This window comes from Flavobacterium sp. W22_SRS_FP1 (genome assembly GCF_052113685.1).
Lineage (GTDB): Bacteria > Bacteroidota > Bacteroidia > Flavobacteriales > Flavobacteriaceae > Flavobacterium.
In genome coordinates this window covers 1-14,581 of the sequence record NZ_JBGQOE010000008.1, presented here as the reverse complement: position 1 = coordinate 14,581, position 14,581 = coordinate 1, and the positions used below count along the sequence as shown (strand labels likewise).

Sequence of the window (14,581 nt, the reverse complement as noted above, 5' to 3'; positions counted from 1 at the left end):
TTTGAATATTAAATAAAAAAATTATGCAGATAACAATTATATCTCTTGACTTATATGGTTATGATTTTTACATCGTAAAGGAACTGGAAGAAAGAGGGTATTTAGTTAATCATTTTAATATTGATAAAAATAAATACCAATACAAAAATGTCTTTGAAAAAATATTTAATGGATTTAGGAAAGTTGTTTTAGGTAAAAACTACAAAAAAGATCATTTAAATAAAATAATTCTTGAAAACATATCAAAATTAGGACATCAAGATAAAATTTTAATGATAAGGCCAGATAGATTTTACAATAACACGTTGCAAAAAATAAGTTGTCTTTGTGATGATTTTGTAGCTTTCCACTACGATGGATCGAGGAAAGTTAAAGGTATTATAAAAACTTTTCCATTATTCGATAGAAACTTTACTTTTGACAAAGAAGATGCTAAAAAATATAATTTACTTTTCATTACTAATTTTATTTATAAAGAATATAAATTAAAGAAAAACCACACTGCTTTTCATGTGTCTACCCTGGATTCAAGGGTTAAACTATTAGAAAAAATAGTACGTGTTTTAAATTCAAAAAAAGTGAATTGTGATGTAAATATAGTTTCGTTGGATGAAAAGTACAATCCTCCTACAGGGCTTCCAATCAATTTTTTAAATAAAAGAATTCCTATTGAAGAATTAGATGAAAGAATAAAAAAATCAAGTATACATATTGATACTCAAAGAAATATACAAACAGGTCTTACTTTTAGGGTTTTTGAAAGTATAGGTTATCGTGCAAAACTGATAACTAGTAATGTAGATGTTATGAATTATGATTTTTTTAATACTAATAATATACTTGTCATAGATGAAGATAATATTGTGATCCCGGATTCTTTTTTAGCTTCTGATTATGAAGAAATTCCAGAGCATATTTATCAAAAATATACTTTAAAAAACTGGGTGGAGACAGTTTTTAATTTATAAACTGCTGATTAGTATATTTACTATTCATAGAACAAACCGATTAAATATCTTTAGGTATTACGCTGCCATTTTTAATAAAGCGGAGAGTTGTTTTTTTATGTTATGTATTTTGCGATATTATTTTAAAACATTTATGAAATAATCGAATGCTGGAGATAAAAAAGTTTGTTATGTTAGTCTAATAAATGTTTTGGCCCCCACCTCGTTCTTTTATAATTTAGTCTTCTGATATGTTGATTATGAAGTTATTGTCTAAATGGAAATGATGCTCTTCTGGATATGAAGGCATTTGTGCTTTTGTTGGTTGATAATGTTGTGAGAGTTAGTGTCTTTAATTTGATCAAAACTGTTTAGATTTGCTGAATTACGGTAGTTTTTTTTAAAGAGTTGATATTGCTTTTTGAACTCATTTCTGCACTACGATTTTTTAAGGATAAACATAGTATTTAAATAAAATAAAAATGACAATAAAGTTAATGTTTTCTAAAACTGTGGAGAATTCTAGCGAAGTGCTAAACTTCATCAAAGAATTCAATTCGGATTTAGGTGCTGTTTTTGGTAATGGAGATAGAAATAGTATCAAACTGTTTGAGCTCGATGGAAAGACGATTAACATAAAATCGTTTAAAGTGCCGCATTTGATCAATAAAGTAATTTATAAAAACTTCAGGAAGTCGAAAGCGCGTCGTTCTTATGAATATGCAAGCCTATTATTGGAAAAAGGAATCGGAACCCCACAACCGATCGCTTTTCTGGAAAAGTTTAACGCAGTTGGTTTGCAAGACAGTTACTATGTCAGCGAGCATTTGGCTGTCGAATTAACTTTTAGGGAATTAGTGGAGATTCCGGATTATCCAGATCATGAAAATATTCTACGACAATTCACTCGTTTTTCTTTCGATTTGCATGAGAAAGGGATTGAGTTTATGGACCATTCTCCAGGGAATACATTAATTAAAAAAATAGCTGGAAATCAGTATCAATTTTTTTTAGTCGATTTAAACAGAATGAATTTTCATGAATCAATGGATTTTGAAATGCGAATGAAAAACTTAAGTAGGCTCACTCCAAAAAAGGAAATGATTAGAATTATGAGTGATGAGTATGCTAAACTTTATTCAAAAAGCAGCTCTGAAATTTTCGAAAAAATGTGGGGAGCAACTAGCCAGTTTCAAGCAGCTTTTGCCAAAAAGCAAAAAATGAAAAAGAAATTGAAATTTTGGAAAGCTTAATTTTTAGGATACATTCTTTTTAATTCCTGAAAACGTACATAAACACTAAAGGCATTTAAATAGCAAATGACAATTCCTTTTTTTCCATCTAGGATTCCTAATCTCAGTATATATTGATTGATAAACTGGTAGGAGGGGCGAAGGTAGAAATGAAAAAAATTTGGTTTTGTTCCTTTCGTGAATTCCTCATTTGCTTTTAGTTTGCCGTAACTAATCATTTTTTCTTTGTAACTTGAATAATCAGTATAGGAATAATGGACTAGTTTGTTCTTTAACTTCCCAATGTTACCAGTAGTTTGTAACTTTTCATGAACCGTTTTTTGAAGAGAGTAACTCGCATTTTCTTTTCTGAAAAGCCTAATGATTTTATCTGTTTGCCATCCGCTGTAGTACAATTGTTTATTGCAAAACATAAAAGAGCGGTTAAAATAATAAGCGGTATCGCTTGCTTTATTTTGAATCGTCTGGATAATTTCATTTTTTAGGGCGGGAGTCAATCTTTCGTCGGCATCTAGAAATAAAATCCACCTGCCTTTAGCTAAACCGATGGCGAAATTTCTTTGAATGGCATAATTTTCAAATGTATGTTGTGTAACTTTTACATTGCTGAAAGATTGCGCTATTTCTATAGTTTTGTCAGTACTAAATGAGTCGATAACAAGAATTTCATCTGCGAAATCCAAATCTTCCAAAACCTGTTTTATGTTATGCTCCTCATTGTAAGTGATTATTAATGCACTTAAGTGGATGGTTCTGTCCACAATGGACTCTGTGCTTCTAGCGTTTTCCATCCTAGCTGTTTTTGAGTAAAAAGGATAGCAATTTATACTTAAATAAATCAGGTTCAAATTCTTCATACAGTGAAAGGGCATTCTTTTTGAGCTCTTTTTCTGTTTTTTCAGACAATAAAAGTGGTTTAAAATCATTCAGATGTACTGATTGATTTTTTTTTCCGTCTTCAAAAGTCGCCCAGATTTTCTTTTCAATCCAAGGCGAAAAAATAGTGAAAGAAGGTTTTTTTAAGGCTTTGGCCATGTTTATAGCACCTCCATCATTACCTATTATAGAATCACATTGGTTCATAATGGCAATAAAGCATCGCAAATCATTCCCTAATAAATGAAAATATATTTTTTTTTGAGTTGAAGACTTGCAATAATTAAAAATAGTCCTTGCTTGTTCCTTTTGCTTTGGCAAATAATTAAAAAGAATATTTACATCCTTGTTGTCGGCAATAGTGTCCACTATTTGAGCCATATATTTCAAAGGATATGTTTTTAACGGTTCACTACCTAGGAGACTAATCATTAAAGTACCCCTGTCTTTTATCAATCGATGTTCTTTAAAAAGGGCGAGGGCATGCTGCTTTTCTTTGTTGGTAACAAATAGTTTAGGTAAGGGGTCAATTTTAATATCTAAATTAAGCGGTTCCAGTAATGATAGCCTTCTTTCTATAGCTAACCCTAGATTGGTTTTAGGAAGAGCTTCAAATGGAACGGAGTCAGTATATAAAAAAGTACGTCCCTTTTTTTTATAGGATATTTTTCTTTTTGCACCGCTGAGTAGTGCAATGAGCCAACTCTCTAATTTAGAGTAGGCATCAATTAAAATATCATATTTTTTAGACCTTATATCGAGCGCTAAACTCAGTAATTCTTTTTTACTGTTTCTGTGCTTTTCTTCAAAAAGGATTATATTATCAATGCTAGTATTTCCTTCTAATACTGGAGTTGTAGATTCGTAGACTAAATAATCGATTTGGGCATTGGGGTAGGCGCGCCTGAGGTTATTGCATATAATACTGCTTACCAATACGTCACCTATCATTTTCTGTTGTATAACTAATATTTTCATAACATAAAAAAACCTCCCTGTTTAAGGGAGGAATATACAATAATATTTTAAAGTAAAATATACTTAAACAGCTACGTCATATTCGCGTAAAGCATTATTCAAAGATGTTTTTAAATCAGTTGAAGGTTTACGTGTACCAATGATTAAAGCGCAGGGAACTTGAAATTCACCAGCTGCGAATTTTTTAGTGTAACTTCCAGGAATAACTACAGACCGGGCAGGAACAAATCCTTTCATTTCAATTGGAGTTTCACCGGTGACATCAATAATTTTTGTAGATGCAGTCAAACATACGTTGGCACCAAGAACTGCTTCTTTCCCAACATGAACACCTTCAACTACGATACAACGAGAACCGATAAAAGCACCGTCTTCAATAATTACGGGAGCAGCTTGCAAAGGTTCAAGAACACCGCCGATACCAACCCCACCACTTAAGTGTACGTTTTTACCAATTTGAGCACAACTTCCTACTGTTGCCCAGGTATCTACCATAGTTCCTTCATCGACATAAGCTCCTATGTTTACGTAACTTGGCATCATAATTACACCACTTGAAATATAAGCTCCGTAACGGGCAATTGCACCAGGAACCACACGTACCCCTTTTTCTGCATAATCTCTTTTTAACAGCATTTTATCATGGTATTCGAAAATTCCAGCTTCTACTGTTTCCATTTTTTGAATAGGGAAGTACATTACTACCGCTTTCTTTACCCATTCGTTTACTTGCCATCCTTCGCCCACTGGCTCAGCAACACGTAATTTTCCTGAATCTAATAATTCAATAACTTCTCTAATTGCATTAGTTGTTGTTTCTTCTTGTAATAGTGCACGGTTTTCCCAAGCTTGTTCTATAATAGTCTGTAGTGGATTCATTTTTGATAATTTTTACACAAATATAATTGGATTTTTTTGAAAAGGGAAACGTTTTAGCAATACTAACATATTTGTTTTTTTTGTTCTAAAAACAACAGATGGATATTAAGGGCTATTGGCCGGGTCGCCTAACCTAAAGTTAAGTTTTTATAAAATAAAAACCACGCTAGAGACCATCGATGTCTAACGCCAGGAATCTCAAATTGCATCGGCTAAGTTAATTCTTTATGTATCTTCGCAGAATAAATAAAAATATATGCCTCGAATTCTCTCCATAGATTACGGACAAAAACGCACCGGTATCGCCGTCACTGATGAATTGAAAATAATTGCTTCTGGCTTAACAACAATTCCAAGCGCAACTGCTATTGCTTTTCTGAAAGATTACTTTTCGAAAGAAAAGGTCGAAGCTGTTATTATCGGGGAGCCGATACAGATGAACGGGCAACCCTCAGAAAGTGCATCTATTGTTAAAGGATTTGTAACCCATTTCACCAATCATTTTCCGGATATGAAGGTCATTAGAATGGATGAGCGCTTTACTTCCAAAATGGCTTTTCAATCTATGATTGATAGTGGACTTAAAAAGAAGCAACGTCAAAATAAAGCACTTATTGATGAAATTTCTGCAACAATAATGCTTCAGGATTATTTGAATCGAAAAACATTTTAGGCTATCATTTTCAACTTGGTAAAAGTTAAAACGATTTCGTAAAATCTAACTTTTCAGTTCTCATTTATACTTTTTTTTTGAGGATTTATAAAGTACCTTTGCATTTTAAAATTTTTGTTATGCCTGATACAACAATTCGTTCAAATGCTGAAGTAGTGCTTATAGGAGCCGGAATTATGAGCGCCACCCTTGGCCTGATTCTGAAAGAACTACAACCCGATTTAAAAATTGAAATTTTCGAAAGATTAGATATCGCAGCTGCTGAAAGTTCCGATGCATGGAATAATGCAGGAACTGGACACTCTGCTTTTTGCGAACTTAATTATACTCCAGAAAGCGCGGATGGTTCGATTGATCCCAAAAAAGCAATCAGTATCGCCGAATCATTTGAAGTATCTCGCCAGTTTTGGTCTTATTTAGTAGAACAGAAGAAGGTCTCATCTCCTGAAAATTTTATTAAAAGTATTCCGCATATGAGTTTTGTTTGGGGAGATAAAAACGTTGAATACCTTAAGAAACGATTTGATGCATTGCAGCCAAATCTGCTTTTTAAAGATATGGTTTTAAGCACGGACTTCTCTCAACTGAAAGAATGGATGCCTTTAGTTATGGAAGGTAGAGATAAGTCAGAAAAAGTGGCTGCAACATCGATGGCTATAGGTACTGATGTTAATTTTGGTGAACTAACGAGGAACATGTTTAATTACTTGACTAAATTAGAAGGAGTAACAATGCATTTTAATCACGAGGTTCAAAAAATCAAACAGCGAGAAGATAAGACTTGGAGAATAAAAATAACTGATTTGGCTTCAGGCCAAAGAAGGAAAGTTTATACTAAATTCGTGTTTATAGGCGCAGGCGGAGGTTCGTTGCCTTTACTGGAGAAAGCCGATGTTCCAGAAGGAAAAGGGTTTGGCGGTTTTCCGGTTAGCGGACAATGGCTTAAATGCACGAATCCTGAAGTGATAGCTAAACACCAAGCTAAAGTTTATGGTAAGGCAAGCGTTGGTGCACCACCAATGTCAGTTCCGCACATAGATTCAAGAATGATTAATGGTGAAAAAGCATTGCTGTTTGGACCTTTTGCAGGGTTTTCAACCCGGTTTTTGAAAAACGGATCGTATTCAGATTTACCATTATCAATAAAAAAAGACAATATATTCCCTATGATTTCAGCTGGGGTTAAAAACATTCCGTTAACAAAGTATTTAATTGACCAAGTAAGACAGTCGCCAGAAGACAGGATAAACGCGCTTAGGGAATACGTTCCTGAAGCCAAGTCTAAAGATTGGGTATTAGAAAGAGCTGGACAAAGGGTACAAGTGATTAAAAAAGACAAAAAGGAAGGTGGAATACTGGAGTTTGGTACTGAAGTAATTACTACTGCTGATGGTTCATTGTCTGTTTTACTGGGTGCGTCTCCAGGGGCATCAACTGCAGTGTCTATAATGATTGATTTAGTGGGTAGATGTTTTAAAGAGAAATTAGCCACGCCAGAGTGGCAAGTTAAAATTAAAGAAATGATCCCTTCTTATGGTCAGCAGCTAAATGACAATGCTGCACTTTTGGATAAAGTTAGAAAAAATACAGCAGCAGTTTTAAAACTATAGCATTAAATATTTTCAACATAAACCCCGTCATCGCTCGGGGTTTATCTTTCAGAACTCATCAAGACTGCAGTGGTTTTCACTATGTTTTCAGATAAGTTTGTCAACCAGATTAACTGTTCTATCACCAGTTGCGCTTCTTGCATTTTCAACTGAAAGGCTTCTTCATGTATATCACCTCCTTGTTTCAACTCACTAGAACGAATGTTTTTCAATTCAGAAAAACGCTTGGCTAATTCTTCTACAGTATTTTCTTTTGACTCGGTTTCATCTTGTTTTAAAAGTAGTACCGCATTATCTAAATTTTGAATTACGTTGTTAACCACAATATTAAACGCTTCAGAAGCTTCAGAAGTTTTGTTTGACTGGATGTAAGTTCCTAGGGACGCAGTCGATGAAAGCAGGGTGTGATTAAGAACAGTTAACTTGTATACCTGAGATAGTTTGTTTTGCTTGGACTTAGGTTCTTGGATCATTCTTTGAAAAGAAGCCATCAGATTACCAATTTCTACAAAAGCATGTTTTCTAGCTAAACGATACGGCGTAGAAACAGCTCCTTTTTTATTGTAAAGAAGAGAGATCTGTTTTAGGTAGTTCCGATTGGCTTTAATCGATTTTTCCAAATAAACAGGTATGTTTAAGAACTCCCAAGAGGGCCATATGAAGTAATTTGCCAAAAACGATAAACTAGCACCGACAAGCGTGTCTAGGACACGGTATTGAATAAGGTCGTCGACATTAGGGGTTAGTATTCCGTAAATAAAAATGACATAAATAGTCACAAAAGTTGCACCGACTTTATAATTAGACGGTGCAAAGGAAAAACCAAAAAGCATAGCTATGATAGCTAAAGCTCCGATGATAGTGGAATCGTGAATTATAGAAAGAATCCCAAAAGCAATAAATCCACCTAAAATGGTTCCAAAAATTCTTTGGTAGGTACGTTGCTTAGTAAGACCGTAACCCTGACGCATGATAACCACGATAGTCAATACGATCCAATAGGCGTTTTGGAAAGGAAGTACTTTACCAATAAGAAAGCCTATTAAAATAGTAATTGTCAGCCGAAGGGAGTGCCTGAAAACAGTAGACGAAAAACTAAAGTTTTCAATCATTGTGCTTACCGGATAATATTGTGTAGAGATGAATTTTTCTAAATCCTTATCTTTTCCCTTCAAATCGTACAAAATTACAGATGAGCTAAAAGCACGTTCCAAAACCTTGATTTTATCAACTTGTTTTTCTGCATAGCGCATCATGGTTTTTAGCATAAAAACGCCTTCAGACGCTTGAACAGGTCCAATTTCGCTCTCGTAGTCTGTAATTGCAACCTCTAATTCGTGCAAAGCCTTATTTAAATTGCGTTTTGAAACATATTTGCTTCTGTCTTGGATACTCTTGGACAGTTGTTTTAAATCGGCGGCAAGATGATAAGCTAAATTTTGATATTTACTTAATACTCTTGGGTGATTGTCAAATTTCTGATGTAGTTTATTATGATCGAATGAGGTAGAAACAGCTAATTCCATTATTTCCATTAATGAGATAAAGGTCATTAGCATTTTTCTATTTTGATTGGAGGAACCTGATGCTGTTCTATTTCTTATAAGAACCTCTCTTATGTTTTCTTGTATTGTGTTCAATTGTACTTGTAGATGCAATTGTTTTTTAATAATTTCTTTTCTGTCTGAATTGACTTCCCATAAATCGCCCCTCAATTTCAAGTACTTTGCAGTTAGCTTTATACACTGAGCGATTTGTAACTCAACGTATCGATGAGGCCTGATATAGTAAAAAATAAGTGAAATTAATAAATAAAACAATCCTCCAGAAAGTAATAGTCCGGCATACTGCAGTATGTCCCAGCCCGTTTGTAAATGGGCAAATGCCAATGAAATTGAAAGCAGTCCTGAAAAGGATACCATGGTTGCCCTTTGTCCATAAACCGAAATCATCGATAAGAAAAAAAGTAACAGTGTCAATGTAGGATATAAAATGAAAGGGTATGGATTAATTAAGTTAATGATCAAGTTGACGCTGGCAACGATAAGTACAGCAACCAGTACCCCATTTATTTTGTGTTTTAAGTTGCTTGGTATGTCACTAGGATAGGTAAGAAAGGCACCAAGTGCTATTGTAAAACCGATCCGGAAATGGCCAAAATAGGTAAATAGCAAGACAGGAACGACTGCGGATATTGTAACCTTTAATGCATTCGTAAAATAAGTGCTGTCTGCAAATTGCTTAACTTTTGAAATCATAGGGAGATGTATTGCCCTCAAAGATAAGTATTGTAGTATTTATCCAGATCAGAACTAGCGTTGATTTAAGTTTAAATATAAATAAGTACTATTTATCAATCAGGAATTATTCATTCTCTAAATTTTTACTATTTTTGCCAACCATCTATTAGTAGTGAAGATTCTGAATTTATGGTTGATAATATTTAATATAAAAACAATGATTTTACCAATTGTAGGATATGGCCATCCCGTTTTAAGAAAGGTAGGGGAGAGCATTACAGAAGAGCATCCGGACTTGAAAGAGATGATAGCTAATATGTATGAAACGATGTATAATGCTAATGGTGTAGGTCTTGCTGCGCCACAAGTAGGAAAAGCTTTTCGTTTGTTTATAATTGATACTACGCCTTTTAGCGACGATGAGGATTTGGAAACCAGTAAACAGCAAGAGTTAAATGGATTTAAAAGAACCTTTATCAATGCAAAAATGTTGATTGAAGAAGGAGAAGAGTGGTGTTTTAATGAAGGATGTTTGAGTATTCCAGATGTTCGTGAGGACGTATACAGAAATCCAAAAATCACAATTGAGTATTGTGAAGAAGATTTTGTAATAAAAACAGAAGTCTTTGAGGGCTTAATAGCAAGAGTAATTCAACATGAGTATGATCATATAGAAGGAATCTTGTTTACGGATAAGATTTCATCACTAAAAAAACGCTTGATTCAGAAGAAGTTAAAAAACATAACGGAAGGAAAAACATTTCAAGATTATAGAATGAGATTTATTGCTAAAAAAGGAAGGTAAATAGATTATTTATCCTAGTTAGTTTTTTAAGCTTTAAAAAAAATATAATACAAATAGAATTCTTAATTATAAGTAAAATAGCATGAATTTAGAAAAAATATTAGCGATTTCAGGGAAGCCGGGTTTATACATATTAAAAGTACAAACGCGTAGTGGTTTTGTTGCAGAATCGTTGTCAGATGGAAAAAAAATCACTGTCAACTTAAAGAATAATGTGAGTTTATTATCTGAGATTTCAGTTTATACTTACGAGGGCGAACAACCTTTAGCGGAAATAATGAAAAAAATTGCTGCAAAAGAAGATAATGGTACTTCAATTTCACACAAATCAGACAATGCTACTTTAGCAGCTTACTTCAAAGTGGTTTTACCTGACTACGATGAAGAAAGAGTATATCCTTCAGATATTAAGAAAATTTTAAACTGGTACAATATGATGCAGGCAAAAGGTCTCGTTGTTGAGGAAGTAGCGGCTGAAGTAGTTGCAGCTGAAACTCCTATTGATACTGAAGACCAAGTCGTTGTTGAAAAACCAACGAAAGCAAAAAAAATGTAGAGTAACTTGTTCTCACTATTTATAAAGAAATCCTGTAATCTACTTTTTTAGATTACAGGATTTCTTATTTTTACACAAAACCATTTTCAATGAATACAAGACAGACGCAACTAAATGCTTTCGAAAGACTACTAAACATAATGGATGAGCTTCGAGAGAAGTGCCCTTGGGATAAGAAACAAACCATGCAAACATTAAGGCATCTTACCATCGAAGAAACCTATGAATTAGGAGATGCCATCTTGGATAATGATCTGAACGAGATTAAGAAAGAGCTTGGCGATTTGATGTTGCACCTTGTTTTTTATGCTAAGATAGGAAGCGAAACAAATGATTTTGATATAGCAGATGTCTGCAATGAAATTTGTGATAAGTTGATACACCGTCATCCTCACATTTATAGCGATACCTTAGTAAAAGATGAGGAAGAAGTCAAGCAGAATTGGGAAAAACTAAAACTCAAGGAAGGTAGGAAGTCAGTTCTTGAAGGGGTTCCAAAAAGTTTACCAGCATTGGTGAAAGCAAGTAGAATTCAAGATAAAGTGAAGGGAGTGGGTTTTGATTGGGAAGAATCACATCAGGTTTGGGATAAGGTTCAAGAAGAGTTGGAAGAGTTGCACGTTGAGGTCGAGGCTGGAGATCAAGATAAAATAGAAGCCGAGTTTGGAGATGTCCTTTTTTCTATGATTAATTACGCGAGATTTTTAAATGTAAATCCAGAAGATGCTTTAGAGAGAACGAATAAGAAATTTATTAAGCGTTTTCAATATCTAGAGAGTAAAGCTGCAGAACTCGGCAAGCCTCTAATGGATATGTCTTTGGCTGAAATGGACGTTTTTTGGGAAGAAGCGAAGCGGCTTCCCAAAAAATAGGAATTAGAAAATCTATGATTTTCAAATATCTCAAATTTTGAAGAAGCGAAGCGGCTTCCCAAAAAAATAGGAATTAGAAAATCTATGATTTTCAAATATCTCAAATTTTGAAGAAGCGAAGCGGCTTCCCAGAAAATAGGAATTAGAAAATCTATGATTTTAAAATTACCTGATTTGGGAAGGAGTGAAAAAATTATACGTTTTATTTTTAAGTTTATGGAGTATGTTTTAGTATCTATTTTTTTCTATTCATTAAACAATTTGCTTTGGAAAAAAATATTGGTTGGATCAAATAGATGGCTAGTAATGAGTCTTAGAGCTTTTATGACTTGCTCTATTGGACTAGTAATTATCTTCTTCTTTTACAGGAATATATTTAATGAGCTAACCATTGATACTGTTCTTAAAGTATCTGAAGCATCGATTCTAGGTGCTTTCGGATTGGTTTTTATGACTTCAGCACTTAAGGGTGGAAGTTTAAGACAATTAGGCTTGTTTAATTTAGCGGGAGTATTTTTTACGGTTACTTATTTATACTTTTTTGAAAATTTCGATGTAAGATATTATGTAGTAGGGACCTCCTTAATTCTTTTAGGATTTACAGTTTATTTAATACAAATTAAAAAAGAATTAGGAAAAGAGAATAGTTTTAAGAAGTTATTTTTATTTACTTTGATGACTATATTCTTTGCGGCTTCGGGTTTACTTCATTGGTATAATTTAAAGGAATCTATTTCTCCTATTTTCTCTGTAGTTAATCAAGAGTTTGTAGTGTTTTCTGTTAGTGTTTTTGGATTAGTAACTCGTACTAGCCTTACTAAAAAGCAAATTATAAAATCAAGTAAGGCAATATATAAATTGATTTTCGTGATGGCTCTATTAATTTTTATGGCTGTTCTGACTGGGTTTTTAGGATTGAAAATCACAAATCCTTATGTTTCCTCTTTATTAGCATTGAGCACACATATACTAACTATAGTTTTTGGCACTGTTTTTTTTAGAGAAAAATGGAGTTTGAGCAATTTGGTCGCATTAGCGTTAATAGTTTTAGGGGCCTTTATGTTGCACTTCAAGTTAAGTTAAATTTGACTAATAATTCTTTAAAAAATTTACAGAAAATCTTTTAAAACCAGTTTCTTTAACAATCGATACATATTCATTTTCGATTTTTTGTAATTCATTTTCAGGTATAGTATTGGCCACGCCAAGCTTGTGTTTTACTAGTAAATAGAATAGCGAAATGTAAGCTATATAGGAAACACTAAATTTTGATATATTGATAAAATTAAAAGTAGCGTTTGCTTCTTTGATTTTATTTGCATTTATTGAGTTGACAGTTATTGCTAATAATGTGGCGGCTTGCATATGATAACCACTCCAGTTGGTAAGAGTTAATATGTCTTCATAATACTTTTCTATTAAGTAATTTGTTTTGTCAAAATCTTTCAATAGGAGTAGAGCTGGAAAAATTTCTACAGTTAATAAATTAATATCTTCTGGACTTTGAATTATTTTCAAGAAAGCCTTCCAAGTTTTTTCATATTCAACAGTGTTTTCCTGTTCAGTATAATAAATTAAATTGTAGGCATAGCAACGGCCTTTCAAAACGATGTAGAAATCGTCTTTAATTCTATCAATAGGTATGTTTTTAAAATTATTTTTACCCGATAAGTAATTAGTATAATTAGTCATCAAATCACTAAAAAGGGATTCATGACTATCTGTTCTTACGAATGGACTAGCTTTAGATAAAAACGATCCGTAATAACCGTTTAGATGTGAATAATCAATAAACCAATGCAAAACATTTTCTCTAAAAACAATATTGGGACTTAACGCTTTTATTATTTTGTTAATTGATTTAGTACTTAAGGTTCTGAATATTAAACAAACGTTTGAGGCTAATTTCAACCTGTTTGTTTCTTCAAATTTAAATATTCGGTCATCAAAAAAGGCCTTTAAAAGGTCGTATTCTTTTCTGTAAATAAAAGTTTTAATAATGGAGATGATTTTCACATGATATTCATGAGTATTTATTTGTGACTGTAGCCATAGAATATCTGCTTCAGTAATAGTGTTAGTTAATTCTATTTTGACTACGCGCTCCCATCTATACCACTCTTCATCACGCATATTATTTTTTTGGTAGCCGCCATAGCTTGAATAGCCTACGTATTGACTCAAGACATTTAAGGTATTCATATTTGGTTTAGTAAAGTCTAGAAAGCCAAAAAAACGTCTTAAAGTGTTGAATCCGATGTGTTTTTTTGTCTCGAACTCTATCGCTTCTTGTAGCAATTTTAATTGAGCTATATTGTTAATACTGCTCCCAAAATGTTTTTGAACATCTAACAGCAATTGGCTATAGTCTATTTTTATCATTAATTATATGGGCTGATTATGGGCTAAATATACATGAATTGTTTCATATTTTTGTAATGAATTATTTAAAATAACGCCCCCTAGTTTTAAAATTTTCTATGTAGTACATTTTTTAATTTTAAATACACACATATGTTATTGGATCAAACTATTTCAAAAAGAATAAATATTAATAATTCAGAACTGATTATTGATGCGAACTTTAAAGATGAAAAAATCATCCCTTTTTCTAAAATAAATAAAGTATATATATCTTTTGAGAAGCTGTCAGTCACAAGTAAAAAGCAGTTTTTATTGATAAGTTTTATAACTGCTTTAATCATTATTGTTGTCTTCCCTTATTTTCTAATTTTTGCAGTTATGGCTGGTTTAGTTGTGGCGTGTTACTTGGCTATGCATTTTTATAGATTCTGTACATTAAATCTAGATCTGATGTATTGACCCCTTAAATAATCGGACACAATTATAAATCAAAAACTATAATTTTGTACGATGGAAAAACGAAAATTC

General features: G+C 32.9%; 13 protein-coding genes. 8 read left to right on the top strand and 5 right to left on the bottom strand.

The window, feature by feature from the left end; all coding sequences use genetic code 11:
- The first annotated feature begins 23 nt into the window (after window positions 1-23).
- Both ACEN2H_RS06350 and ACEN2H_RS06345 read left to right on the top strand, forming a co-directional pair.
- Complete coding sequence (locus tag ACEN2H_RS06350; protein WP_441731487.1) at window positions 24-968, top strand: hypothetical protein; 945 nt, start codon at window positions 24-26, stop codon at window positions 966-968.
- A gap of 461 nt (window positions 969-1,429) precedes the next feature.
- Window positions 1,430-2,200, top strand: coding sequence for a lipopolysaccharide kinase InaA family protein (locus ACEN2H_RS06345; RefSeq protein ID WP_441731486.1), 771 nt, complete (start codon window positions 1,430-1,432; stop codon window positions 2,198-2,200).
- On the opposite strand, the gene ACEN2H_RS06340 is transcribed toward ACEN2H_RS06345, so the two are convergent.
- The 3 genes from ACEN2H_RS06340 to ACEN2H_RS06330 all read right to left on the bottom strand — a co-directional run bounded on the left by ACEN2H_RS06340 (window position 2,197) and on the right by ACEN2H_RS06330 (window position 4,933).
- On the bottom strand, window positions 2,197-2,991 hold the full coding sequence (locus tag ACEN2H_RS06340; RefSeq protein WP_441731485.1) for a glycosyltransferase family 2 protein: 795 nt from the start codon (window positions 2,989-2,991) through the stop codon (window positions 2,197-2,199). The two genes, ACEN2H_RS06345 and ACEN2H_RS06340, sit on opposite strands and share 4 nt — an antisense overlap.
- A gap of 1 nt (window position 2,992) precedes the next feature.
- A complete protein-coding gene (locus ACEN2H_RS06335) occupies window positions 2,993-4,054 on the bottom strand; it encodes a glycosyltransferase family 9 protein (RefSeq protein ID WP_441731484.1) in 1,062 nt (353 codons plus the stop codon).
- Between the two features lie 63 nt (window positions 4,055-4,117).
- Complete coding sequence (locus tag ACEN2H_RS06330; RefSeq protein WP_441731483.1) at window positions 4,118-4,933, bottom strand: 2,3,4,5-tetrahydropyridine-2,6-dicarboxylate N-succinyltransferase; 816 nt, start codon at window positions 4,931-4,933, stop codon at window positions 4,118-4,120.
- 256 nt (window positions 4,934-5,189) lie between these two features.
- Between ACEN2H_RS06330 and ruvX the strand changes: the two genes are divergently transcribed.
- Both ruvX and ACEN2H_RS06320 read left to right on the top strand, forming a co-directional pair.
- On the top strand, window positions 5,190-5,606 hold the full coding sequence (gene ruvX, locus ACEN2H_RS06325; protein ID WP_441731482.1) for a Holliday junction resolvase RuvX: 417 nt from the start codon (window positions 5,190-5,192) through the stop codon (window positions 5,604-5,606).
- Between the two features lie 119 nt (window positions 5,607-5,725).
- Window positions 5,726-7,216, top strand: coding sequence for a malate:quinone oxidoreductase (locus ACEN2H_RS06320; protein ID WP_441731481.1), 1,491 nt, complete (start codon window positions 5,726-5,728; stop codon window positions 7,214-7,216).
- Between the two features lie 41 nt (window positions 7,217-7,257).
- Here ACEN2H_RS06320 and ACEN2H_RS06315 read toward each other — a convergent pair whose 3' ends face one another.
- On the bottom strand, window positions 7,258-9,474 hold the full coding sequence (locus ACEN2H_RS06315) for an FUSC family membrane protein (RefSeq protein WP_441731480.1): 2,217 nt from the start codon (window positions 9,472-9,474) through the stop codon (window positions 7,258-7,260).
- 199 nt (window positions 9,475-9,673) lie between these two features.
- On the opposite strand from ACEN2H_RS06315, the gene def reads away from it, so the two are divergent.
- The 4 genes from def (at window position 9,674) to ACEN2H_RS06295 (ending at window position 12,772) form a co-directional block, all read left to right on the top strand.
- Window positions 9,674-10,261: a peptide deformylase gene (def, locus tag ACEN2H_RS06310; RefSeq protein ID WP_441731479.1), complete on the top strand. Its 588-nt coding sequence runs from the start codon at window positions 9,674-9,676 to the stop codon at window positions 10,259-10,261.
- Between the two features lie 82 nt (window positions 10,262-10,343).
- On the top strand, window positions 10,344-10,817 hold the full coding sequence (locus ACEN2H_RS06305) for a DUF5606 family protein (RefSeq protein ID WP_441731478.1): 474 nt from the start codon (window positions 10,344-10,346) through the stop codon (window positions 10,815-10,817).
- An 89-nt stretch (window positions 10,818-10,906) separates the two neighbouring features.
- Window positions 10,907-11,689 (top strand): nucleoside triphosphate pyrophosphohydrolase, encoded by a 783-nt coding sequence (gene mazG, locus ACEN2H_RS06300; RefSeq protein WP_441731477.1) that lies wholly within the window; start codon window positions 10,907-10,909, stop codon window positions 11,687-11,689.
- A gap of 153 nt (window positions 11,690-11,842) precedes the next feature.
- Window positions 11,843-12,772 carry a hypothetical protein gene (locus ACEN2H_RS06295; protein WP_441731476.1) on the top strand — a complete coding sequence of 310 codons (930 nt, stop codon included), beginning with the start codon at window positions 11,843-11,845 and terminating at the stop codon, window positions 12,770-12,772.
- A gap of 6 nt (window positions 12,773-12,778) precedes the next feature.
- Here the strand turns inward: ACEN2H_RS06295 and ACEN2H_RS06290 are convergent, their stop codons facing one another.
- Window positions 12,779-14,071 carry a hypothetical protein gene (locus ACEN2H_RS06290; protein WP_441731475.1) on the bottom strand — a complete coding sequence of 431 codons (1,293 nt, stop codon included), beginning with the start codon at window positions 14,069-14,071 and terminating at the stop codon, window positions 12,779-12,781.
- Window positions 14,072-14,581 lie beyond the last annotated feature (510 nt).

Coding starts and splice junctions, on each gene's coding strand:
- ACEN2H_RS06335 (WP_441731484.1), bottom strand. CDS start 4,054: ATGAAAATATTAGTTATACAACAGAAAATGATAGGTGACGTATTGGTA.
- def (WP_441731479.1), top strand. CDS start 9,674: ATGATTTTACCAATTGTAGGATATGGCCATCCCGTTTTAAGAAAGGTA.
- ACEN2H_RS06350 (WP_441731487.1), top strand. CDS start 24: ATGCAGATAACAATTATATCTCTTGACTTATATGGTTATGATTTTTAC.
- ACEN2H_RS06315 (WP_441731480.1), bottom strand. CDS start 9,474: ATGATTTCAAAAGTTAAGCAATTTGCAGACAGCACTTATTTTACGAAT.
- ACEN2H_RS06290 (WP_441731475.1), bottom strand. CDS start 14,071: ATGATAAAAATAGACTATAGCCAATTGCTGTTAGATGTTCAAAAACAT.
- ACEN2H_RS06305 (WP_441731478.1), top strand. CDS start 10,344: ATGAATTTAGAAAAAATATTAGCGATTTCAGGGAAGCCGGGTTTATAC.
- ACEN2H_RS06330 (WP_441731483.1), bottom strand. CDS start 4,933: ATGAATCCACTACAGACTATTATAGAACAAGCTTGGGAAAACCGTGCA.
- ACEN2H_RS06320 (WP_441731481.1), top strand. CDS start 5,726: ATGCCTGATACAACAATTCGTTCAAATGCTGAAGTAGTGCTTATAGGA.
- ACEN2H_RS06340 (WP_441731485.1), bottom strand. CDS start 2,991: ATGGAAAACGCTAGAAGCACAGAGTCCATTGTGGACAGAACCATCCAC.
- ACEN2H_RS06345 (WP_441731486.1), top strand. CDS start 1,430: ATGACAATAAAGTTAATGTTTTCTAAAACTGTGGAGAATTCTAGCGAA.
- mazG (WP_441731477.1), top strand. CDS start 10,907: ATGAATACAAGACAGACGCAACTAAATGCTTTCGAAAGACTACTAAAC.
- ACEN2H_RS06295 (WP_441731476.1), top strand. CDS start 11,843: ATGATTTTAAAATTACCTGATTTGGGAAGGAGTGAAAAAATTATACGT.
- ruvX (WP_441731482.1), top strand. CDS start 5,190: ATGCCTCGAATTCTCTCCATAGATTACGGACAAAAACGCACCGGTATC.